The following is a 22,395-nucleotide window of genomic DNA, read 5'->3' on the forward strand; positions in this document are numbered from 1 at the left end:
ATTTTTAGTCTGTAGACTGTTTTTAAATACAAAAATAATAGGAGTGGGCATGGCGGCGGTTCGAGTAGGTTTGATTGGTTTTGGTTTGTCTGGGCGTATTTTTCATGCGCCTTTTGTGGTGAATGATGCCCATATGGAAATGGCGTATGTTTGCAGTTCCAAGCCAGAGGAAGTGAAGGCTACTTTATCTGATTGGAGTGCATCTGATTGGAGTGCGCCAGATGTCGTTGTGGTGTCATCTGCGGAAGCGATTTTTCTAGCGAATGATGTAGATTTGGTGGTGATCACGACACCTAATAAGGTGCATTTTGATCAAGCAAAACAAGCGCTTGAAAATGGTAAGCATGTTTTATTAGAAAAACCATCTGTAACCAGTGTTGAAGAAATAGAAGCGCTTTGTATCCTAGCCAAGCAAAAAGGCCTGGTGTTTTGTGTGTATCAAAATCGTCGTTTTGATGGCGACTTTCAGCGTTTGAAGGCGTTAATTGCTGGTGGCGAGTTAGGTGAGTTTAAACAGTTAGAGTCTCGCTTTGATCGTTTTCGTCCTGTTCCTCAGGTGAGGTGGCGGGAAGAGCCAGGCGTTGGTGCTGGGATTTTTTGGGATCTTGGTCCGCATTTATTGGATCAAATGTTGAACTTGTTAGGAAAGCCAGATTGGATTCAAGCAAGCATTGATGCGTTGCGAGAAGGTGGACAGACAGCGGATACCTTTGAAATAGAGTTAGGTTATGGCGATAAACGTATTCGCCTTGGTCACAGTTCGTTTGAAGCCGGTGACATGCGTCGATTCAATGCTCGATTTACCAAAGGCAGTTGGCAATGTGTTGGTTTAGATCCACAGGAAGACGCACTGCGAGCTGGGCAAATGCCTTGGGAAGACGCGTTTCCTTCTAAAGCGGTTGAGCAGTCTAATAAACGATTTGTTGCGTCAACATCTGATTTGATTGAAATGATTGAAGAGGAACCGACACATGGCAGTTACGCTGCGTTTTACGCACAGTTGCGTGATGCTATTTTGTGTAAGGGAGAAGCGCCTGTTTCGATGGAGGATGCTTGCCAGTTGGTTTATGGATTGTGCCTAGCTGAAGAGTCTGCAAAAAGCGGACAGCGTTTGCCTTGGAATTATGTTGCTAATATTTAGTTACTTTACTTCTAATGTCATTAAAAAGGCGATTATTAACTAAATAAGAACTTTTTTCATTGAAAAGGGTTGAGCTAAATTACCGCAATTCTTATCATCTCTTGCCCTTTACATGTTTTATACATTGAAGGGCAATTATCTAAGGATAACTGTCTGTCTGATTCCATAATAAAAATACAATAATAGGTTGTGTTTAGGGCGCGCCTTTTATTGATCATATCAGGGCATTTTTGATGCAAGCATCATTTTTACATGCCATAGAAGCAGGTCCATTTTTTATATTTAGTAACTGTCTTCCTGAGGGAAAAAATGCGTAATGTAATGGTATTAGGTAAGTTGGCGGTCGCCAGTTTATTAGCTTTGTCGTTGGTCGCTTGTGGTGGATCAGAGAAAGCAGAAGAAACAGCTAAAGTGGAACAAAAAGCTGAGACGATTCATTGGAAAATGGTAACGACTTGGCCGAAAAACTACCCAGGCTTGGGTACCGGTGCAGAAGCACTGGCTAAAAACATCAAAGAAATGTCTAACGGTCGTTTAGATATTAAAGTTTATGCATCTGGTGAATTGGTTCCAGCGTTAGAAGTGTTTGATGCTGTGTCTCGTGGTACTGCAGAAATGGGCCATTCGGCATCTTATTACTGGAAAGGTAAAGTCCCTGCTGCTCAGTTTTTCACGACTGTGCCTTTTGGTTTGACTGCTCAAGAGCTTAACGCTTGGATTTATTTCGGCGGCGGTGCTGAATTATGGGAAGAAGTTTACGAACCATTCAATTTGATCCCTATGCTTGCTGGTAACCCAGGTTCGCAAATGGGTGGTTGGTTTAACAGAGAAATTAATTCTCTTGCTGACTTCCAAGGTTTGAAAATGCGTATGCCAGGTCTTGGCGGTGAAGTACTTAAGAAAGTAGGTGCGACGCCAGTGAACCTTCCAGGCAGTGAAATTTTTACCGCTTTGCAAACTGGTACGATTGATGCCACTGAATGGGTTGGCCCATACAATGATCTAGCGTTTGGTTTGTATAAAACAGCGAAATACTATTATTACCCTGGTTGGCATGAGCCTGGTTCAGCGGTTGAAGCCATTTTTAATAAAGATGCTTTCAATGCACTACCTAATGATTTACAAGCGATTGTACGTACAGCGGTTAAGCAAGGTAATCTTGACATGATTAGTGAGTTTACTGCACGTAACAATGCTGCTTTGCAAACATTATTAGAAGAACACAATGTCACATTGAAAGCTTACCCAACAGATCTTTTAGAAGCTTTGAAGAAAGCATCTTATGAAACACTGGAAGAGGTCGCAGCCAATGATCCACAGAGCCAAAAAGTATATGATTCATTCAAAAGCTTCTTAGGGTCTGTGTCTAAATGGCATGATGTTTCTGAACGTGCCTTTATTAATGCACGAGCAGACGATTAAGTTAAAACCTTCTTTAAGGTTGGCTTAATTAGGTGGACCATTGATCTGTAGAAACCCTTTTATCCTAGATAATAGGGCTTCTTTACGTTCAGACAAATGCATTGAGATAGTGGAAATTCGTTTCCTGAGGAATCAATAATGATAACAATAAAAGCGTGGAGTAAATTGGTATTAACTGGTTTGACTGCTATTGCTCTGGTGGCCTGTGGTGGATCTGAAAAATCAGAAGACACTGCCAGCGTTGAGAAAAAAGCCGATGTTATTCATTGGAAAATGGTGACAACTTGGCCAAAAAACTATCCTGTTTTGGGTACAGGCGCAGAAGCACTAGCTAAAAACATTACAGAAATGACGAATGGCCGATTAAACATCAAAGTTTATGCTGCTGGGGAATTAGTTCCTGCGTTAGAAGTATTTGATGCCGTTTCTCGTGGTACTGCAGAAATTGGCCACGGCGCGTCTTATTATTGGAAAGGTAAAGTGCCTGCAGCCCAATTCTTTACAGCAGTACCTTTCGGCTTAACGGCACAGGAAATGAATTCTTGGATTCACCATGGTGGGGGGTTGGCATTATGGGAAGAGATCTATGAGCCTTTTAACTTACTTCCTATGGTTGCTGGTAACGCAGGTGTGCAAATGGGTGGTTGGTTCAATAAAGAGATTAATTCTCTGGAAGATTTCCAAGGCTTGAAAATGCGTATGCCAGGTTTAGGTGGTGAAGTGCTTAAGAAAGTTGGCGCGACCCCTATTAACTTGCCGGGTGGGGAGATTTTCAATGCTCTACAAACTGGGACTATTGATGCGACTGAATGGGTTGGTCCATATAACGATCTAGCGTTTGGCTTGTATAAAGCGGCGAAATACTATTATTACCCAGGTTGGCACGAGCCAGGTTCCGCAATGGAAGTCTTATTTAACAAAGACGCTTTCAATGCTTTGCCAAAAGACATGCAGTTGATTGTGCGTTCTGCTATTCGCCAAGCGAACGCTGAGATGTTGGATGAGTTCACGGCATTGAATAATGAAGCATTACAAACGCTAGTGAATGAGCACAATGTTATCTTGAAGCCTTTCCCTGCCGATGTCTTATTTGCATTGAAAAAAGCAGCAGAAGAAACAGTGGCAGAAGTCGCAGCAGAAGACCCAATGAGCCAGAAAGTGTATGACTCATTTAAAGATTTTGGCAATAAAGTAAATGCATGGCATGAAGTGTCTGAACGAGCTTATATTAATGCTCGAGCAATTGATTAAGTGTTATATGCCGCTTATAGTTTACTAACATAAGTAAATTATTAAGCTTTTCAAAAGCCGCGTTATTTTAGATGACGCGGCTTTTTTGTTTTTGGTGTCATAGGGGGAATTGTCATAGATGACAAAAAAAACAAAAAATCGCTTGAGAGCTGAAGCATCAATCCATACTATCTCATTAACTTAGTGCATAAAATGTGTCTAAAAAACCGATATCTGTCCTTATTTGGAGGATTCGATTTGTACGATTAGGGTCGTATTAAAAGGCATCGTAGAGCGTTAAGTGCTGAACAATAAAAATAATGAAAACTAGTCTCCCGAGGGATAAGTAATGAAGAAAATTAAAACATGGAGCAAGCTGGCGTTAGTCGGTTTAGCGACAGCTACTTTGGTGGCATGTGGTGGTTCTGATAAAGCAGAAGACACTGCTAAAGTAGATAAAAAAACGGACGTCATTAATTGGAAAATGGTGACAACTTGGCCAAAGAACTTTCCCGGTTTAGGGACGGGTGCTGAGAGTCTTGCAAAGAACATTAGTGAAATGTCGAATGGTCGTTTAAATATTAAAGTTTATGCGGCTGGTGAGTTAGTTCCACCTCTTGAAGTTTTTGATGCCGTTTCTCGTGGTACTGCAGAAATGGGCCATGGCGCAGCATATTACTGGAAAGGTAAAGCTCCTGCAGCGCAGTTCTTTACAGCAGTTCCTTTTGGCTTCACTGCACAAGAAATTAACTCTTGGATTCACCATGGTGGCGGTTTAAAACTATGGGAAGAAATCTATGCGCCATTTAACTTGATTCCTATGGCTGCTGGTAATACAGGCGTTCAAATGGGTGGGTGGTTTAACAAAGAGATTAACTCTCTTGCTGACTTCCAAGGTCTGAAAATGCGTATTCCAGGTCTTGGTGGTGAAGTACTTAAAAAAGTAGGTGGTACACCAATTAACTTGCCAGGTGGTGAAATCTTTACTTCTTTGCAAACTGGTGCAATTGATGCGACGGAATGGGTTGGCCCTTATAATGACCTAGCGTTTGGTTTGTACAAGGCTGCTAAGTTTTACTACTACCCAGGTTGGCATGAGCCGGGTTCCACAATGGAAGCTATTTTCAACAAAGAAGCATTTGAAGCTTTACCAAAAGACTTACAAATGATCGTTCGTTCAGCGACACGTCAAGCTAATGCAGAAATGTTAGATGAGTTCACCGCACTCAATAACTCTGCACTACAAACACTTGTGAATGAACATAATGTTGTTTTGAAGCCTTTCCCTGCTGACGTTTTATCAGCATTGAAGAAAGCATCAGAAGAAACATTAGAAGAAGTTGCTGCAGAAGACCCAATGAGTCAGAAAGTCTATGACTCATTTAAAGACTTTGGTAGTAAAGTTCGCGCATGGCATGAAGTGTCAGAGCGTGCTTATATCAATGCTCGAGAAGTTGATTAAGTATTATTCATGATTATGGTTTTATAACAAACCATTGATTTAATAGCTAAAAAGCTCCGTTATTTTTGATAACGGAGCTTTTTTATTTGATAAAAGTGCCAAGGCCTATTCATAATACGGAGCCGAATTGTGCTGTTAGGGCAGTGTGATCGACTTTGCTGGAAAGCGTAGCATTAAATAACAATAAATCTAACTCGTCTTCTAAGGGATTAAAAAAACATGAATAAAATAAAATTGTGGGAAAAGCTGACCTTAGTTGGTTTAGCGACGGCTACATTGGTAGCGTGTGGTGGCTCTGATAAAGCAGAAGATACAGCTAAGGTAAATGCTCAAGCGGAAGTCATTAATTGGAAGATGGTGACAACTTGGCCTAAAAACTTTCCTGGCCTAGGTACGGGGGCTGAGGGTTTAGCGAACAGTATTACAGAAATGTCCGGTGGTCGTTTGAATGTTAAAGTGTATGCGGCTGGTGAGCTGGTTCCTGCGCTTGAAGTCTTTGATGCTGTTTCTCGCGGTACTGCTCAAATGGGGCATGGTGGTGCCTTTTATTGGAAAGGCAAAGCACCTGCTGCACAATTTTTCTCAGCAGTTCCTTTTGGCTTTACTGCTCAAGAGATGAATTCTTGGCTTCATAATGGTGGTGGTCTTGAATTGTGGGAAGAGCTTTATGAACCATTCAACTTGATTCCTATGGCAGCTGGTAACACTGGTGTGCAAATGGGTGGTTGGTTCAATAAAGAGATAAATTCCCTAGAAGATTTTCAAGGCCTAAAAATGCGTCTTCCGGGTCTTGGCGGTGAAGTACTTAAAAAAGTAGGTGGTACACCAGTTAACTTACCTGGCGGTGAAATCTTTACTGCTTTGCAAACAGGTACGATTGATGCGACAGAATGGGTTGGTCCTTACAATGACCTAGCATTTGGTTTGCATAAAGCTGCGAAGTATTACTACTTCCCAGGTTGGCATGAGCCAGGTTCAACTATGGAAGCGCTTTTTAATAAAGACGCATTTGAAGCGTTACCTAAAGACCTTCAGTCGATCGTTCGTGCGGCAACTCGCCAAGCTAATGCCGTGATGTTGGACGAGTTTACGGCACGTAACAATGCCGCACTAGAAAGCTTATTGAATGAACACAATGTTGTTTTGAAACCTTTTCCAAGAGAAGTTCTGGTCGCTTTAAAAGCGGCAGCAGCAGAAACATTGGATGAAGTAGCTGCAGCGGATCCAATGAGCCAAAAGGTCTACAACTCATTCAAAGATTTCAACAGTAAGGTGCTAGCGCGTGGCATGAAGTATCTGAACGTGCTTACATCAATGCTCGAGAAGTTGAGTAAGTAAAACGCAATGTCAGTTTATAAAAAAGCCCCCTGAATGACTCTGAATTGAAGTGAGGCGTTCAAGGGGCTTTTTTGTATCTATCTTTTTTAAAAATACAGTTAATTAAGTCTGATTTTTAATCGTTCATGCTACCCAGTTCAAGTAAGGTTGCGTTACCACCAATGGCTGTGGTGTTGTTCGATACAGTACGTTCCGTCACAAATCGCAATAAATAGTGCGGCTTCGTAATGGCGCTCAGGTGCTCGCTGTCGGTTTCTTCGATCAATTGACAGATTAATCCGCCTTTTGCTGCAAGTCGTTGACTTAACTGTTGTGCTTGCGTGTCATCACACAATGTAGCAACACCAGCAAGGTGATCTGCTTCAATCAAAGAATCCAGTGCTGAATCAGCGATATTCTGGATTACGCCTTCTGCAACATACGGGCTGATTTTATCCATGATGTCTTGGCCCGCTTGACCAACAGTGATCACTGGATTGCCCGCAATAAGTGCCGTAAAAATCTGACCTACTAAGCCAATATTTTCTTTTTCAGAATCAACTTCTTCGCTCTTAAGAAGAGATGTACAAAGAAATGGCCCACGGCCTTGGCTAGAAAGCTCGTTACGTTCGCCTGTTGGCCCTGGCATAACGCGAGTTTCAGCAATTTCTTGCTTGGCGTTATCGATTTGCCATTGTGCCATTTTGCCTTGATTATCAGAAAAAGCAGCAAGGGCTTTTTCTAGCTTTTCAGCACGACCGGTGACGCCAATTTTGTCCCATGCTTCGAAGACATTTTGAGCGACCTGAATTTGGATAGGTTGTACGATTGTCATAATGTTGTCTCCCCTTAAAGGTCTTGCTCAATGGCGAAGCGTTGTAAGTAATGTGGGCCGCCTGCTTTTGGCCCAGTGCCAGACAAACCTTGGCCACCAAATGGTTGCACACCAACAACGGCACCGACTTGGTCGCGGTTAATGTACAGGTTGCCAACGCGAGCTCGGCTTGCAATGTTGGCACAAGTTGTTTCGTTACGACTATGCACACCAAGCGTCAGACCAAAACCTGAATTGTTAATCGTGTCGATGATCTTATTTAGATCGCGAGCCTTGTAGCGAATTACATGAAGGATTGGGCCGAATTTCTCGTCCGTTAATTGATCAATGCTAGCGATTTCAAAAGCAGTTGGCGCAACATAAGTGCCTTTGTCTGCAAATTCAGGCAAAGTCGTTTGTGCAATCAATTTACCTGCTGTTTTCATGTATTCAATATGATCAAGCAACATGGTTTGTGCTTTCTTATCGATAACAGGGCCAACATCCGTGCTGTGCAAATAAGGTAAACCAACGGCTTGTTCTTGCATTGCGCCCTTAATCATTGGAATGACTCGGTCGGCAATATCTTCTTGTACAAACAAAACACGCAAAGCAGAACAGCGCTGACCAGCTGACGCAAACGCGGAGCGAACGGCATCACGTACGACTTGTTCTGGTAAAGAGGTTGAATCAACCAACATGGCATTTTGACCACCGGTTTCAGCAATCACAGGAACCGGAGCCACACCACGTGCAGCTAAAGTGCGGTTGATCAATTGTGCTGTTCCGGTTGAACCAGTAAACGCCAAGCCAGCAATACGCTTATCGCTGGTTAACGGTGCACCGACAGTCGCGCCATCACCAGGAAGAAGGTGAAGCACATCTGTCGGGATACCTGCTTGATGAAGCAATTCAATGGCACGAAAGGCAATTAAGCTGGTTTGTTCAGCGGGTTTTGCAACAACAGTATTACCGACGACAAGCGCGGCAACTACTTGGCCGGTAAAAATAGCTAATGGGAAGTTCCAAGGGCTAATACAAGTGAAAACACCACGGCCTTTAAGTTGTGCTTGTTTCGCCTGACCTAAGAAATCGATGTAAGCGGTTGGCGTTGCAAAATGGCTACGTGCTTGCTGTGCATAATAACGACAGAAATCCACTGCTTCTCGTACTTCGTCAATGCTGTCTTGAATAGTTTTACCCGCTTCACGATGGCAAAGAGCCATGAGCTCCGCGTAGTTTTCTTCCATCAAGTCCGCTGCGCGATCCAAACAATCCGCTCGTTCTGTTGCTGGGCGTGCTGACCAAACAGGAAATGCAGCTTCAGCAAGGTCAATGGCTTTGCTAACAGTCGCTGCATCAGCCCAGTCAATTTGTCCTGCCGCTTGGCTGTGATCGTAAGGGCTTAAAATGGAATGAGTGTGTCCCGTTTCAATTTTTTCACCACCCACAATCGGGAAGGCGCGCCATTGCGTGTCTTGCTCCATGAAAGCGTCTATTTTTGCTTTGAACGGAGTCCACTCAGAAGCGATTTCGATGTTTGGACCGAATGAATTTTTACGATCATCAAACAAATTTGCAGGTAAATTAATGTGCGGGTTCGCTAATGATTTACGGCTTTCCAATGTCGTCACAGGGTGATCTACCAAATCAGAGATTGGGTAACTGGCATCAATTAAGCGATGTACAAAAGAACTGTTAGCACCATTTTCTAGAAGACGACGTACCAAGTAAGGAAGTAAATCTTTATGGCTGCCTACAGGCGCATAAATACGGACACAGATATCGTTTTCTTTTATTAAATGGTTATAGAGTGCATCCCCCATACCGTGTAAACGCTGGAATTCAAACTCTTTTGACGTAGCGCCAAGCTGATTCGCTAAACAATGTATTGTCGCGATTGTGTGGGCGTTATGGCTGGCAAACTGTGGAAAAATGTTCGCGCGAGTATGTTCGCTCAAAAGGAAATGTGCGCAGGCAAGGTAAGAAACGTCAGTCGCTTCTTTACGAGTATAAACAGGATAGCCATTGATGCCACGTTGCTGGCAAAGCTTGATTTCAGAATCCCAATAAGCACCTTTTACAAGGCGAACGGGAATGAGATCGCCTTGTTCTTTCGCCAATGCTGCAAGCCATGCTAAAACCGGTAGAGCACGTTTAGAGTACGCCTGAACAACAAGACCGAATAATCCCCAGCCACGAGTGGTTTCATCACGATAAAGCTTTTCAAATAAGTTTAGAGAAAGCTCTAGACGGTCTGCTTCTTCTGCATCTATGGTGATGCCGACATTCAATTCACGAGCTTTGGTGATTAAGCCTTTTACGCTATCGAAAAGCTCTGTCATGACGCGTTCTTCACAACCAATTTCATAGCGTGGGTGAAGTGCAGAAAGCTTAATGGAAATAGTTGGGCGATAGCCTTTTGAGTAGGTGTCTTTACCGACAGACTCAACAGCCTGCTCGTAAGAGCGCAAATATTTATCTGCGTCTGCCGCGGTTAGAGCCGCTTCACCTAACATGTCAAAGGAATAGGTGTAACCCTTGTCTCGGTAACCTTTACCGCGAGACAAAGCTTCTTTGATATCACGACCCAGTACAAATTGATGACCCATGATCTTCATAGCTTGGTTCATCGCTTTACGAATTACAGGCTCAGAAACACGGTTTACCATGCGATTTACAAGGTTGGCTGGTGTGCCATCTTGGTTTTCGTCCATGGAGACGATCTTGCCTGTTAATAATAATCCCCAGGTTGAGGCATTAACGAAGAAAGAGTCTGAGTTTTTCGCGTGGGAAGCCCAATCGGCAACGCTTAAGCGATCCTTGATAAAAGCATCGGCAGTTTCTTTGTCTGGCACGCGCATCAAGGCTTCAGCAAGGCACATTAATAAAATGCCTTCTTTAGTGTCCAAACTGTATTCCAACAAAAGCGCATCAATCATCGACATACTGTCGTCGTCTTTACGAACTTCTGCTATCAATTGAGACGCTGCGTTAGTGTGGTCAGCGAGTTCTTGCTCAGTAGGCTTTGCTAAAGGCAAAAGCTCTTTTAACCAGCTTTCTTCATCCGCTTTATATAGGGGGAAATGAGCGTCCATAATTCATTTAGTGGTTTTTGAATAAATTCTGGCTGTAACACATCAATCGCTTTAAACATGATTGGGTTCTCCCGAGCTGCATAAAAAGCGGATTAGCTTTTTACCAAGGTCGCATATTGTTATAGAGCATTAAGCATTTTTATGACCACTTTTTAACCAGCGAAAGTGGAAAAATGCATATCCGGATAATGCTGACACTTTAGTGACAGAGGGGATTCATTGTCTTTCGAAAAAATCGTGTATTTTTATAAGAAAGTCCGGCTGAGGAAGAATAAAATCAGGCGTGTTTTGTTGTTGTGCAAAAAACAGTAGAGAAAGTGGGAAATGCTTATAAATAGGGCGTTTTACTCTATTATAAAAAGACTAACGGTTACCGAATTGTTTTTGGTATTTAAGTGGTGTGATGTTTAAGGTTTGGGAGAAAACATTGGTCATGGCACTTTGGCTTGAGAAACCACACATCTCTGCGACTTGAATGGGTGGGAAACCATCTCGAAGTAAATCTTGAGCGCGCTCTAAGCGTTTGCGCATCAAATATTGGTGAGGTGTCATTCCTGTTCGATCTTTAAAGCGTTCGTGAAATTGGCTAACGCTTAAAAAGCAGAAATTAGCTAGTTGATCAATGTGAACTTTGCGGGATAAGTTGAGCTCTATAAATTGATCGAGTTTGTCTATATCCAGATGATTACCACGAGTACGAACGTCTTTATTGTTCATCTGATGACGAATTGCACTGAGTAAGGTATTACCACAGGCACGAGCGAGAATAGAATCATTTGGGTATTGCTGGAGTTCACCAGATAAAGCTGATGCCAATATCTGTAAACGAGGGTTCAGCTGAAAATAGGCGGCTTGATCGAATAAGCGTGAGACTACCTCGTATTCTTCGTCTGTAATACTTTTTTGTGGTGGAATCGGCAAATTTACCACCATGATCTGATTGTCTCCCAGTCCTGCGAAGGCGTGGCTGTTTGCTGAAGGAAGAATACAACCTTCGCCAGTATGGAGCTGCTTGCCTTTACCTTGGATATCGAAGTCCGTATTGCCATCAAGCACAACCACCAATTGATGGTAATCGTGATCATGTGCATGAGCTTCAGTTGGCAAACTGAAAACGTCAGAATCAGGCTGAGTCAAAAAGAAACCTTTTGTACAGATTAAATGGAAAGTATAGCGCGTTATAACATTAGCAATAAAAATAAACACGACGTTTCGAGTGAAAGCGTCGTGTTTACTGTGTTATTGCTTGTAATCAGTATTCTTTTATACCGTATCAGCCGACACGAACCACAAGATTACCTAAAGCACCTGATTTCAAAACGTCTTCATGAGCTTGTGCTAGCTCTGTTAAGTCGTAGCAATGACGGATCACTGGCTTTAATACACCTTTTTCAAAAAGAGGTCGTAATGCTTTTGCGATCAGGGCTAACTCGTTTGGTTTAATGTTCGCAAGCGCAACACCAATCACAGACGCATCACGTGCCATTAGGTCGCGAGGATTAATCTCAACTGTGCCTCGGTTACCAATTACGGCTACGCAGCCACCAAAAGCCAAGGCTTTTAAATCTTGGTCTAAGTTATGGTTCGCCAACATTTCGATAATCACATCAAAACCGTTTTCCAAAGATTGGAATGGCGCAAGATGATTATCGTCGTTATGCATGATGACAGTTTCAACACCCTGCTCACGGAGTAAGTTTGCTCCGGCTTGTGTCCCTGCACTGGCAACCACATCCATTCCAGCAGATAGAGCTAACTGAATAGTGGCAATACCAACTGCCCCCGTTGCTCCATGAACCAAAACTTTATCGCCTGCTTTTGCATTCGCACGACCAAACAAAGCACGATGTGCTGTAGTATAAGGAATACCTAAACAAGCACCTTCTTCAAAAGATAAAGCATCAGCTAGCGGGTAAGTATGAGTGGTTGCACAAACCGCAAACTCAGCCGATGAGCCTGTTAGGTTACGGCTAAAGTAAACCCGTTGACCTACTTTAAAGTCTGTCACTTGATCACCTAATTCAACAATGGTTCCTGCACCATCCAAACCTGGAGTATGAGGAAAAGTGGTTGAATAGTTATTTGTGCCTGAACGGATATAAGTATCCACAGGGTTCACGCCAGCAGCGCCAACTTGAACCAGAATTTGATCCGCATTAAATTTCGGCTTACTTGTTTCTGTCAGCGTCAATGCGCTAGCAGGTCCGTAGTCTTTCATTTGCATTGCTTTCATCTTCTGATCCTCACTGTAGACATTTATATTTTTTGTATCATGAGTCGTTCAATTTATTAGTCTGCGTAAACTTGTTCTGGTAACCAAGTTGCCAACTCAGGCCATACAGCCAACATGACCAATACACATAGTTGGATGATAATAAAAGGTAATACGCCTTTGTAAATAGACTGAGTTTTCACTTCTGGAGGTGCTACGCCTCGAAGGTAGAACAAAGCAAAACCAAATGGTGGTGTTAAGAATGACGTTTGTAAGTTAATGGCCATCATGATGCCGAGCCATACCGGATCTAATCCCATTGCCAATAGAACAGGAGCGACAATCGGTACGACAACAAAAGTAATTTCAATAAAGTCTAAGATGAAGCCAAGGAAAAACATTAGCAACATCACTACAATCATCGCACCGACAACACCGCCAGGAAGTTGAGAGAAGAAGTCATGAATTAACTCTTCTCCACCAAAACCACGGAATACCAAAGAGAACAAAGAGGCACCGATCAAGATCATAAACACCATACAGGTGACCTTGGTCGTTGAGTACACAGCGTCTTTTAATGTCGGAAAGTTCAATTTACCACTTGCCCAAGCCAACAGAGCTGCACCTAAAGCGCCAACTCCCGCTGCTTCAGTTGGTGTTGCGATACCGCTCAAGATAGAACCAAGAACCGCAAAAATAAGTACAAGAGGTGGAATCAAACCTTTCAGCAATAAGATGATTAAAGGTTCTGTTGAGCCATTACGTAATTCCTCTCGAGGAACTGCAGGTGCTTTATGAGGTTGTAACCAAGCAACAAGAATGACATAAAGAATATAAAGACTCACAAGGATTAATCCTGGAATCAAGGCACCAACAAACAAGTCACCAACAGAGATGGTTTTAGGTGAAAAAATACCCATATCCAGTTGAGCTTTTTGAAAAGCATTGGACATAACATCGCCCAATAGAACCAAAGCAATTGATGGTGGAATGATTTGTCCTAGTGTACCAGTGGCACAAATTGTCCCCGTCGCTAATGCAGGGTCATAGCCACGACGTAACATGGTTGGCAATGAAATCATGCCCATTGTAACAACCGTTGCGCCGACAATACCGGTACTTGCAGCCAGTAGCATGCCAACCAAAATAACCGAAATACCTAAACCACCACGTAAAGTGCCGAATAGCATTGCCATGGATTCAAGCAATTTTTCAGCGAGCTTGGATTTTTCTAAGAGCACGCCCATGAGGACAAATAATGGAACAGCAATCAGTGTTTCATTACGGACAATACCGAATAAGCGGTTAGGTAGAGCTTCCAAGAAAACACTATCAAATGTACCAAAAAGAGAGCCAACACCCGCGAAAATCAATGCGGTGCCACCTAATGAAAATGCAACAGGGTAACCAAATAACAAGCAAGCGCACACGCCAGCAAAAAGCCATAAGGGGATAAATTCAACCATTAGTTCATTCCTTTCGCGGTTCGAGCTGCATTCACTACGCCAATATTTTTTATGATATCTGCTAAGCCTTGAAGAATAAGACTTATCATCATGAGAGGAATAAGGGTTTTAAGCAGATAGATAAAAGGTAAGCCACCTGGTTCTTGAGAGGTTTCTAACACTCTCCAAGATGCACCTACGTATTCTAAACTGAGATAAGCGGTATAGAGTGTAAAAGGCAATAAAAAGAAAATACCGCCAATAATATTTACCCATGCTTTTTTAGTCACTGAAAAGTCTCGGTAAAAAACATCAACGCGCACATGCTCATCATCTTTAAAAGTATAAGCGGCACCAAGCATGAATACTAAAGCATGAAGATAGAGAACGGATTCTTGTAACGCGATAGAGCCAAAATCAAAGCCATAACGCAATAATACGACAAGACAAGTTAGTATCATCATTATTAACGTAAGCCAAGCAACGCATCTTCCCGTGTAATGAGAGATCGCCTCAGCCGCACAGACCAATTTGTTAAACATTAAAAATACCCACAGTTTTTTAATCATTATTATCGAAAATTTTCTAGACAGTACTTTCTAGTGAGTAATGGAGTAGAAAAATTCCGGATGGCTAGTCTATTGGATAACGCAATGCTTGTGAATATTTCAAAGGGATACAATTGGTTGTTTGTGGCATTTTGGGAGTAATTACCTCTTTTCATTAATAGAATTTCCCTCTTTATTCTAAAAAACGGTTATTAGTGTGTTTAAACTTTTCTAAGGCATTCCTTTTACAAAGAGTTCTTTAACGATTCTGCACTATTGTTAATGTACGAAATTTAATTTTTTTGAAATATTTCATTATTTAACATTTCTGTCACATAAGGCTTTTATAGTGAATGTCATTGAACGAGCTATGAGCATTTGCTCATAAACATTTGACGATAACCACTGAGGTTTATGAAATGAAAAAACTAGTTGCAGGTTTAGCGATGACAGCAGCAGTAGGCGTTTCTGTTAACGCTTTTGCAGATGTTGATTCAGGTTTGATTTCTTACGGTAAAGCAAGCGGTGTTTCTGGCAATATTTCAAGTGTGGGTTCTGACACTTTAGCGAATTTGATGACATTGTGGGCTGAAGACTTTAAACGTCTATACCCAAATGTGAATATTCAAATTCAAGCAGCAGGTTCTTCTACTGCGCCACCAGCATTGACAGAAGGTACGTCTAACTTCGGTCCTATGTCTCGTACAATGAAAGACAAAGAAATTGCAGCATTCGAGAAAAAATACGGTTATAAGCCAACGGCTATTCCAGTGGCTATCGATGCTCTAGCGGTTTTTATTCATAAAGATAATCCAATCAAAGGTTTGTCTCTTCCAGAAGTTGATGCCATTTTCTCTTCTACTCGTAAGGGTGGCCATAGCGAAGATATCACTAACTGGGGCAAAGCTGGTTTGACGGGTGCTTGGGCTAACCGCGATGTGCAATTATTTGGTCGTAACTCAGTATCTGGTACTTATGGCTACTTCAAATCAAACGCACTTTTCAAAGGTGACTTCAAAAACAGCGTAAACGAGCAACCAGGTTCTGCTTCTGTTGTTCAGTCTGTTTCTACATCACTTAACGGTATTGGTTATTCTGGTATCGGTTACAAGACTTCTTCTGTACGTGCTCTGCCTTTGGCTAAGAAAGAAGGTGGCGCTTTCATTGAAGCAACACCAGAGAATGCAGCGACAGGTAAATACCCACTGTCTCGCTTCTTATACGTTTATGTAAACAAAGCGCCTAACAAGCCGCTTGCACCATTACAGCGTGAATTCGTTAAAATGGTTCTTTCAAAAATGGGTCAAGAGGTTGTTGTAAAAGACGGTTATGTTCCTCTACCAGCTAAAGTTGCTAACAAATACCTTAAAGATCTTGGTATTAACTAAGTAAGCTTAGCGATTCGGATGAAATGCTTAAAGCAGGGTGGCGTGATGCTATCCTGCTTTTTGCTCGCTCCTCCTTGTCATAAAATTGTCACACTAAAAAGATGAATGCGGATGACTAAATCAACTGACCATCAGATGCCTGAGTTGGATTTCAATACGCCTGCTTTAAAGCGTCATCGTAAAATTCGCGCCCTGAAAGACCGTATGGCTGGAATGGGTATTGCGATCGGAGGCAGTAGCGTAATACTTGCGGTGCTTCTGATTTGTTTTTATCTCCTTTATGAGGTGGCACCTTTGTTCTCTGGTGCCTCTATAGACCCTAAGGCAAGCTACTCTTTGCCTGCACAAGAGCAGGGAGAAAGTCTCTATCTAACAACGGAAGAGCAATCTGAAGTTGGGATGCGAGTCACGGCTAATGGCAGTATTGTATTCTTCTCTGTTGCTGACGGAAGTGTAATCAATACGGTTTCAAACTTGCGAACAGAAGAGGTTACGGCTTTTGCTGTTGAGTCCGATACTAGTCACTTGATGGCATTTGGTTACAGTGATGGTAAAGCACTTATTGTGAAGCATCATTATCGTATTTCTTATCCAGATGGCACTCGTAAAATTACGCCAGTGGTTGAGTACCCTTATGGTGAAGAAGCAATCGATGTGGCGAATTTTCCAATCAAGCAACTGACGCTTCGTGATGGTGATGACAGTCTAACGCTTGCTGCGATCGGTGATACGAATAGCGCGATTACGAAAGTCACCAAAGACGTAAATTTCATTACCGAAGAAGTTGAGCTAAGCGAACAAAGCGAGCCATTACCTTTCGTAGAGAATGTGGCAAGCATGCTATTGAGCGGCGATCAGCGCTATTTATATGTTGCAACACGCTCTGGTGAATTGAGTGAATTTGATTTGCGTGATTTTGACAGCATCGCCTTGAAAGACAATTTTGCTTTATTCAATGATGATGCTTCGCTGGTTTCCATGAGTTACTTGCTCGGTCAATCCTCTATTATGGTAGCGGATTCATCTGGTCGTGTGAGTCAGTGGTTCAATGTTCGCGATGATGCAACCAATGAAGAAAAGCTAACTTTCATTCGTGACGTGAAGCAGCCTGTGGCCTTGATTGATTTAGCTATGGAGCAGCGTCGTAAAGGTTTTGCTACGTTGGATGAACGTGGTCTGGTTGCTATTTATAATGCGACTTCTACTCGCCAAGTATTGAATGAGAAGTTGAGCGATAGCACAGCGCGTATGATTAGCTTTTCTCCTCGTGCAAACGGCTTGCTATTGGAAGATAGTAAAGGTTTGCATTTTTTCTACGTTGATAACGAACATCCAGAAGTGTCTTGGTCTTCATTGTGGGGACAAGTTTGGTATGAAGGGTATCAAGAGTCGACCTATACTTGGCAGTCTTCTGCTGCGAATAATGACTTCGAGCCTAAATATAGCTTGATGCCTTTGGCGTTTGGAACTTTAAAAGCCGCGTTTTACGCCATGTTGATGGCGGTACCATTGGCGATTTGTGGTGCAATTTACACTGCGTATTTCATGGCGCCTGCGTTACGACGTAAAATTAAACCTGTTATTGAATTAATGGAAGCCTTGCCAACGGTTATCTTAGGTTTCTTGGCAGGTTTGTTCTTTGCCCCTTTCTTAGAAGAGAACTTAGCAGCAACCTTTAGCATCTTGGTTGTCTTGCCAGTTGGTATTCTTCTTTTTGCTTACCTTTGGTCACGTCTTCCGCAAAATATTCGTTGGTTAGTGCCTGACGGTTGGCAGCCATTGTTGCTTATTCCGGTTATCGTCTTCCTTGCTTGGTTTTGTTTGGCATTGAGTCCGATTATTGAGTTGAGCTTTTTTGGTGGCAATATCCGTGGCTTTATCACCAATGATTTGGGCATCACGTTTGACCAACGTAACGCACTGGTGGTTGGTTTTGCTATGGGCTTTGCGGTTATTCCGACTATCTTCTCGATTACCGAGGATGCGATCTTCAGCGTGCCAAAGGCGTTAACGCAAGGCTCTTTAGCGTTAGGAGCGACGTACTGGCAAACTATGACTCGTGTGGTATTGCCAACGGCGAGTCCAGGTATTTTCTCTGCGATCATGATTGGTATGGGGCGAGCAGTAGGTGAAACCATGATTGTCTTAATGGCTACGGGTAATACACCGATTATGGACTTCAATATATTCGAAGGCATGCGTACCTTAGCGGCTAATTTAGCAGTGGAAGTACCTGAATCTGAAGTAGGAAGTTCACATTATCGAATTTTATTCTTGGCAGCGTTTGTGCTCTTCATTTTCACTTTCATAGTGAATACGATCGCTGAAACCGTGCGTCAGCACCTACGCAAAAAATACGGATCGCTATAATGAGTAATCAGATGAAAATGCAAAAAAAGACCGTATCTGAATGGGTTAAATCAGGTGATCCATGGGTGTGGCTAAATGCTGGCGCCGTGGCAATTTCTGTTATCATGGTTATTGGTTTGCTGTTACTGATCGCCGTCCGTGGTTTGGGCCATTTTTGGCCAGCGGATGTGGTGGAAGCAAATTACGCATTGCCAGGTCAATCTGCATACAACATTGTGGCAGAGCGAGTTGAAAGCGTTGAAGTACCAGCGACTCAATTACGTGAAGCTGGCATAGCGATTCCAGATAATCATCTACTGATGCAGCGTACGTTAATGAAAACCGGTAACCGTGATGTTTATGGTGCGGATTTTCGTTGGGTTATTGATGAATACCTTACGGGTACGAAACGACCAGAAATGCTGTTCACGGCAGAGCGTCGTGAATGGGGTAACTTGTATGGTTACTTAAAAGCTGTTAAAGAAAACGGTCAAATAGTATCTCAGACAGAAGACCTAACGCCAACGGATTCCGCCTTGGCGACTTGGGCAAAGTTTGAAGCCAGTATTGAACGAGCTGCGGGCATTTTTGACGAAATTCATGACATTGAGAAAGCTGATATTGGAAAGATTAACTACGCACTGGAACGCATTCGCCTCAAGCAACGTCGTCTTGAATTAGAAGACAAATTAACGCCAGCAGCACAAGCGGATTTAGCTGCGGAACGTGTTCAATACGATGAAGAATATAAGCAACTGCAACAGAGTTTGATTGACCTCTACGCTAAAATTAACCGTGATACTTTCATAGTGCAGGTTATGGATGGCAGTGAGCACGAAGTTCAGGTCGCTAAGATTGTTCACGCATATCGTGCGAATTCGATGGGTATTGTTCAGAAAATGGGATTTTACTTCACGAAATTGTGGGAATTCTTATCTGACGAACCCCGTGAAGCCAATACAGAAGGTGGTGTGTTCCCCGCTATTTTCGGTACTGTGATGATGGTGTTGTTGATGACTGTCTTGGTGACGCCTTTTGGTGTGGTCGCGGCGGTTTATCTACGTGAATACGCATCACAGGGTTGGGTGACGCGCATCATTCGTATCGCAGTAAACAACTTAGCAGGTGTACCATCGATTGTTTATGGTGTGTTTGGTTTGGGTTTCTTTATCTACTTCTTGGGATCTGGTATTGATCAGGCATTTTTCCCAGAAGCATTGCCATCGCCTACGTTCGGTACTGGTGGTTTGATGTGGGCATCTATTACGCTTGCCTTGCTGACGGTTCCGGTTGTTATTGTGGCGACAGAAGAAGGTTTGTCACGGATTCCTCGAAACGTTCGTGAAGGTAGCTTGGCGTTGGGTGCAACAAAAGCTGAAACCTTATGGCGTGTTGTTTTACCGATGGCAAGCCCGGCGATTATGACGGGAGTGATTCTTGCGGTCGCCCGGGCTGCAGGTGAAGTCGCACCTCTGATGCTGGTTGGTGTGGTAAAACTTGCTCCATCATTGCCTTTGGATGGTAATTATCCTTTCATCCATTTAGATCAGAAATTCATGCACTTAGGTTTCCATATCTATGATGTTGGCTTCCAGAGTCCAAATGTAGAAGCGGCACGACCTCTTGTGTACGCAACCGCCTTATTGCTTGTGATAGTGATTGCTTTATTGAATCTATCTGCTGTCACTATTCGAAATCACCTACGTGAAAAATACAAATCGCTGGAAATGTAAGCGGCTAGGAAGAGATTATTATGAGCGACGCAAAAACACATTCTATTGATATTTCTGCAATGCAGCGCGGCCAAGAGGCGTTACGTATTGAAGATGAAAAAGTTTGCCTTTCAGTAAACGACTTGCACCTTTATTACGGTGAAAAAGAAGCCTTGAAGGGAATAAATATGGTTATTCCTGAGAAAAAAGTGACTGCATTTATCGGGCCTTCTGGTTGTGGTAAATCAACCTTGCTACGTTGTTTTAATCGTATGAATGATTTGGTTGATAGTTGCCGTATTACTGGTGAGATCAATCTTCATGACGAAAATATTTACGCGAAAGGAACTGATGTGGCTGAGCTACGTCGCCGTGTTGGTATGGTATTTCAGAAGCCCAACCCATTTCCAAAAAGTATTTATGAAAACGTGGCTTACGGCCTTCGTATTCAAGGTATTAACAAAAAGCGCGTGCTTGATGAAACGGTTGAGTGGGCGTTACGTTCAGCGGCACTGTGGGACGAAGTAAAAGATCGTCTGCATGAAAGTGCGCTTGGCATGTCTGGTGGTCAGCAGCAGCGATTGGTTATTGCTCGTACTGTCGCAGTTAAGCCTGAAGTCTTGCTATTGGATGAACCTGCATCTGCGTTGGATCCTATTTCAACGCTTAAAATTGAAGAATTGATTCACGAGCTGAAGAAAGATTTTACTATCGCTATTGTGACGCACAACATGCAGCAAGCGGCACGTGTATCGGATTACACCGCGTTCATGTACATAGGTGATTTGATTGAGTTCGGTGATACAAATACCTTGTTCACGAACCCAAGCAAACAACAAACTGAAGACTACATCACAGGCCGCTACGGCTAAGGCGGAGGACGCATTATGAAAGAATTAACAACGGATCATATTTCTCAGCAGTTTAATAACGAGCTGGAGATGCTACGCCAACACTTTCTAACCATGGGTGGTGTGGTTGAAACGCAAGTACAAGACGCGGTGCAGGCCTTGCTAGACAGCAATGGTTCTTTGGCTGAAGAAGTCAAAGACAAAGACGCAACCGTAAATCAACTAGATGGTCTTATTGACGAAGAATGTACGCGTATTTTGGCGAAACGCCAGCCTGCCGCTTCTGATCTTCGAATGATTTTATCTATCAGTAAAGCTGTTAGTGAGCTTGAACGTATTGGTGATGAAGCGAAAAAAATCGCCAGTCTTACGTTGAATTTGATTCATGAAGGTGAATCACCACGTGGTTACGTTGAGATAAATCGCATTGGGCAAATGGTTTCACGCATGATTCATGATGCGCTAGATGCTTATGCTCGATTAGATATCGATGCGGCGATTAAAGTGGCGAAGCAAGATCGAGAAGTGGATCGTGAATACGAAGCGGCTTTGCGCTCTTTAGTGACTTATATGATGGAAGATCCACGTAGCATTTCAAGCGTGATTAATGTGATTTGGGTGCTGCGTTCACTTGAGCGTATTGGTGATCATGCCCGTCATACGTGTCAACATTTGATCTTTATGGTAAAAGGCGTCGACGTTCGTCATGTCCATGTGAACGATCTTGCTGGTGAAGTAAAAGATATATAAAAACGCTTAAATATGAGTGTTCTGAAGTGACTCCATAAAATTGGCCGCTTTGTCATCGAACAAAGAGGCCAATTTTGTTTTTAAGCTATTTTACTTTCCTCTTTTATAGACTTTGCTATCATCGTTTTTTTGTTTGATCCGGTGTGATGCATCATGTTTACGATAGAAATTGACCCTACAGCCTCTCTTGAAGACAGCTACCAAGAATTGAATGCTCAACTGGCCGCTTTGTTAAGTGGAGAGCGTGACTTCATTTGCAATGCTGCTCAGTTTTCCGCTTTTATTATGCAGACGATTCCGGATTTGAATTGGTCTGGTTTTTACTTCGCTCGTAATGAAGAATTAGTACTTGGGCCTTATATGGGAAAAGTCGCCTGTACGCGCATTCCCTTTGATCGAGGAGTATGTGGTGAAGCGGCTAAAACACAACAAACTCAACGTATCAAAGATGTTCATACTTTTGCGGGTCACATTGCATGCGATGCCGATTCTGCGTCAGAGTTGGTTATGCCTGTTATGTCTGAAGGTAAACTAATAGGTGTGTTTGATATTGATAGCCCAAAAATCGGACGATTTTCTAAAGCGGATCAAGAAGGCTTAGAAGCGTTTGTCGAGACCTTTATTAAGGCTACTGACTTTACCTGGTCGCTTTGATC

General features: G+C 42.8%; 15 protein-coding genes and 2 pseudogenes. 11 read left to right on the top strand and 6 right to left on the bottom strand.

Annotation, left to right across the window (positions count from 1 at the left end):
• The first annotated feature begins 49 nt into the window (after positions 1-49).
• From AC0L3Y_RS05690 to AC0L3Y_RS05710, 5 genes and pseudogenes are all read left to right on the top strand, one after another.
• Complete coding sequence (locus AC0L3Y_RS05690; protein ID WP_473469775.1) at positions 50-1,141, top strand: Gfo/Idh/MocA family oxidoreductase; 1,092 nt, start codon at positions 50-52, stop codon at positions 1,139-1,141.
• 309 nt (positions 1,142-1,450) lie between these two features.
• Positions 1,451-2,563, top strand: coding sequence for a TRAP transporter substrate-binding protein (locus tag AC0L3Y_RS05695; protein WP_473469778.1), 1,113 nt, complete (start codon positions 1,451-1,453; stop codon positions 2,561-2,563).
• 138 nt (positions 2,564-2,701) lie between these two features.
• Positions 2,702-3,814: a TRAP transporter substrate-binding protein gene (locus AC0L3Y_RS05700; RefSeq protein ID WP_473469780.1), complete on the top strand. Its 1,113-nt coding sequence runs from the start codon at positions 2,702-2,704 to the stop codon at positions 3,812-3,814.
• A 328-nt stretch (positions 3,815-4,142) separates the two neighbouring features.
• The gene (locus AC0L3Y_RS05705; protein ID WP_473469782.1) at positions 4,143-5,255 is read left to right on the top strand and encodes a TRAP transporter substrate-binding protein; all 1,113 of its coding nucleotides are present in this window, start codon (positions 4,143-4,145) and stop codon (positions 5,253-5,255) included.
• Positions 5,256-5,474: 219 nt separating this feature from the next.
• Positions 5,475-6,589 (top strand): annotated as a pseudogene (locus AC0L3Y_RS05710) (TRAP transporter substrate-binding protein).
• Positions 6,590-6,708: 119 nt separating this feature from the next.
• On the opposite strand, the gene AC0L3Y_RS05715 reads toward AC0L3Y_RS05710, so the two are convergent.
• The 6 genes and pseudogenes from AC0L3Y_RS05715 to AC0L3Y_RS05740 form a co-directional block, all read right to left on the bottom strand.
• Entirely contained in the window at positions 6,709-7,407 is a 699-nt protein-coding gene (locus AC0L3Y_RS05715; protein ID WP_473469785.1) for a 1-pyrroline-5-carboxylate dehydrogenase, read from the bottom strand.
• Positions 7,408-7,421: 14 nt separating this feature from the next.
• Positions 7,422-10,543, bottom strand: a pseudogene (gene putA, locus AC0L3Y_RS05720) (bifunctional proline dehydrogenase/L-glutamate gamma-semialdehyde dehydrogenase PutA).
• Between the two features lie 304 nt (positions 10,544-10,847).
• Positions 10,848-11,621 (bottom strand): AraC family transcriptional regulator, encoded by a 774-nt coding sequence (locus AC0L3Y_RS05725; RefSeq protein ID WP_473469787.1) that lies wholly within the window; start codon positions 11,619-11,621, stop codon positions 10,848-10,850.
• A gap of 136 nt (positions 11,622-11,757) precedes the next feature.
• Positions 11,758-12,717 carry an NADPH:quinone reductase gene (locus AC0L3Y_RS05730; protein WP_473469790.1) on the bottom strand — a complete coding sequence of 320 codons (960 nt, stop codon included), beginning with the start codon at positions 12,715-12,717 and terminating at the stop codon, positions 11,758-11,760.
• Between the two features lie 56 nt (positions 12,718-12,773).
• Positions 12,774-14,162 carry a TRAP transporter large permease gene (locus AC0L3Y_RS05735; protein WP_473469793.1) on the bottom strand — a complete coding sequence of 463 codons (1,389 nt, stop codon included), beginning with the start codon at positions 14,160-14,162 and terminating at the stop codon, positions 12,774-12,776.
• Positions 14,162-14,683, bottom strand: coding sequence for a TRAP transporter small permease subunit (locus tag AC0L3Y_RS05740; protein ID WP_473469795.1), 522 nt, complete (start codon positions 14,681-14,683; stop codon positions 14,162-14,164). Before AC0L3Y_RS05740 ends, AC0L3Y_RS05735 begins: the two co-directional genes overlap by 1 nt.
• A gap of 425 nt (positions 14,684-15,108) precedes the next feature.
• Between AC0L3Y_RS05740 and AC0L3Y_RS05745 the strand changes: the two genes are divergently transcribed.
• The 6 genes from AC0L3Y_RS05745 to AC0L3Y_RS05770 all read left to right on the top strand — a co-directional run bounded on the left by AC0L3Y_RS05745 (position 15,109) and on the right by AC0L3Y_RS05770 (position 22,393).
• Positions 15,109-16,077, top strand: coding sequence for a PstS family phosphate ABC transporter substrate-binding protein (locus AC0L3Y_RS05745; protein WP_473469797.1), 969 nt, complete (start codon positions 15,109-15,111; stop codon positions 16,075-16,077).
• Positions 16,078-16,188: 111 nt separating this feature from the next.
• Positions 16,189-18,447, top strand: a complete 2,259-nt coding sequence (locus AC0L3Y_RS05750) for an ABC transporter permease subunit (protein ID WP_473469800.1) — start codon at positions 16,189-16,191, stop codon at positions 18,445-18,447.
• A gap of 11 nt (positions 18,448-18,458) precedes the next feature.
• Complete coding sequence (gene pstA / locus AC0L3Y_RS05755; protein ID WP_473469802.1) at positions 18,459-20,159, top strand: phosphate ABC transporter permease PstA; 1,701 nt, start codon at positions 18,459-18,461, stop codon at positions 20,157-20,159.
• 20 nt (positions 20,160-20,179) lie between these two features.
• Positions 20,180-21,010 carry a phosphate ABC transporter ATP-binding protein PstB gene (gene pstB, locus AC0L3Y_RS05760; protein WP_473469805.1) on the top strand — a complete coding sequence of 277 codons (831 nt, stop codon included), beginning with the start codon at positions 20,180-20,182 and terminating at the stop codon, positions 21,008-21,010.
• A gap of 15 nt (positions 21,011-21,025) precedes the next feature.
• Complete coding sequence (gene phoU, locus AC0L3Y_RS05765; protein ID WP_473469807.1) at positions 21,026-21,739, top strand: phosphate signaling complex protein PhoU; 714 nt, start codon at positions 21,026-21,028, stop codon at positions 21,737-21,739.
• A gap of 153 nt (positions 21,740-21,892) precedes the next feature.
• Positions 21,893-22,393, top strand: coding sequence for a GAF domain-containing protein (locus AC0L3Y_RS05770; RefSeq protein ID WP_473469810.1), 501 nt, complete (start codon positions 21,893-21,895; stop codon positions 22,391-22,393).
• The last annotated feature ends 2 nt before the right edge of the window (positions 22,394-22,395 follow it).

The organism is Marinomonas sp. GJ51-14 (assembly GCF_055808695.1).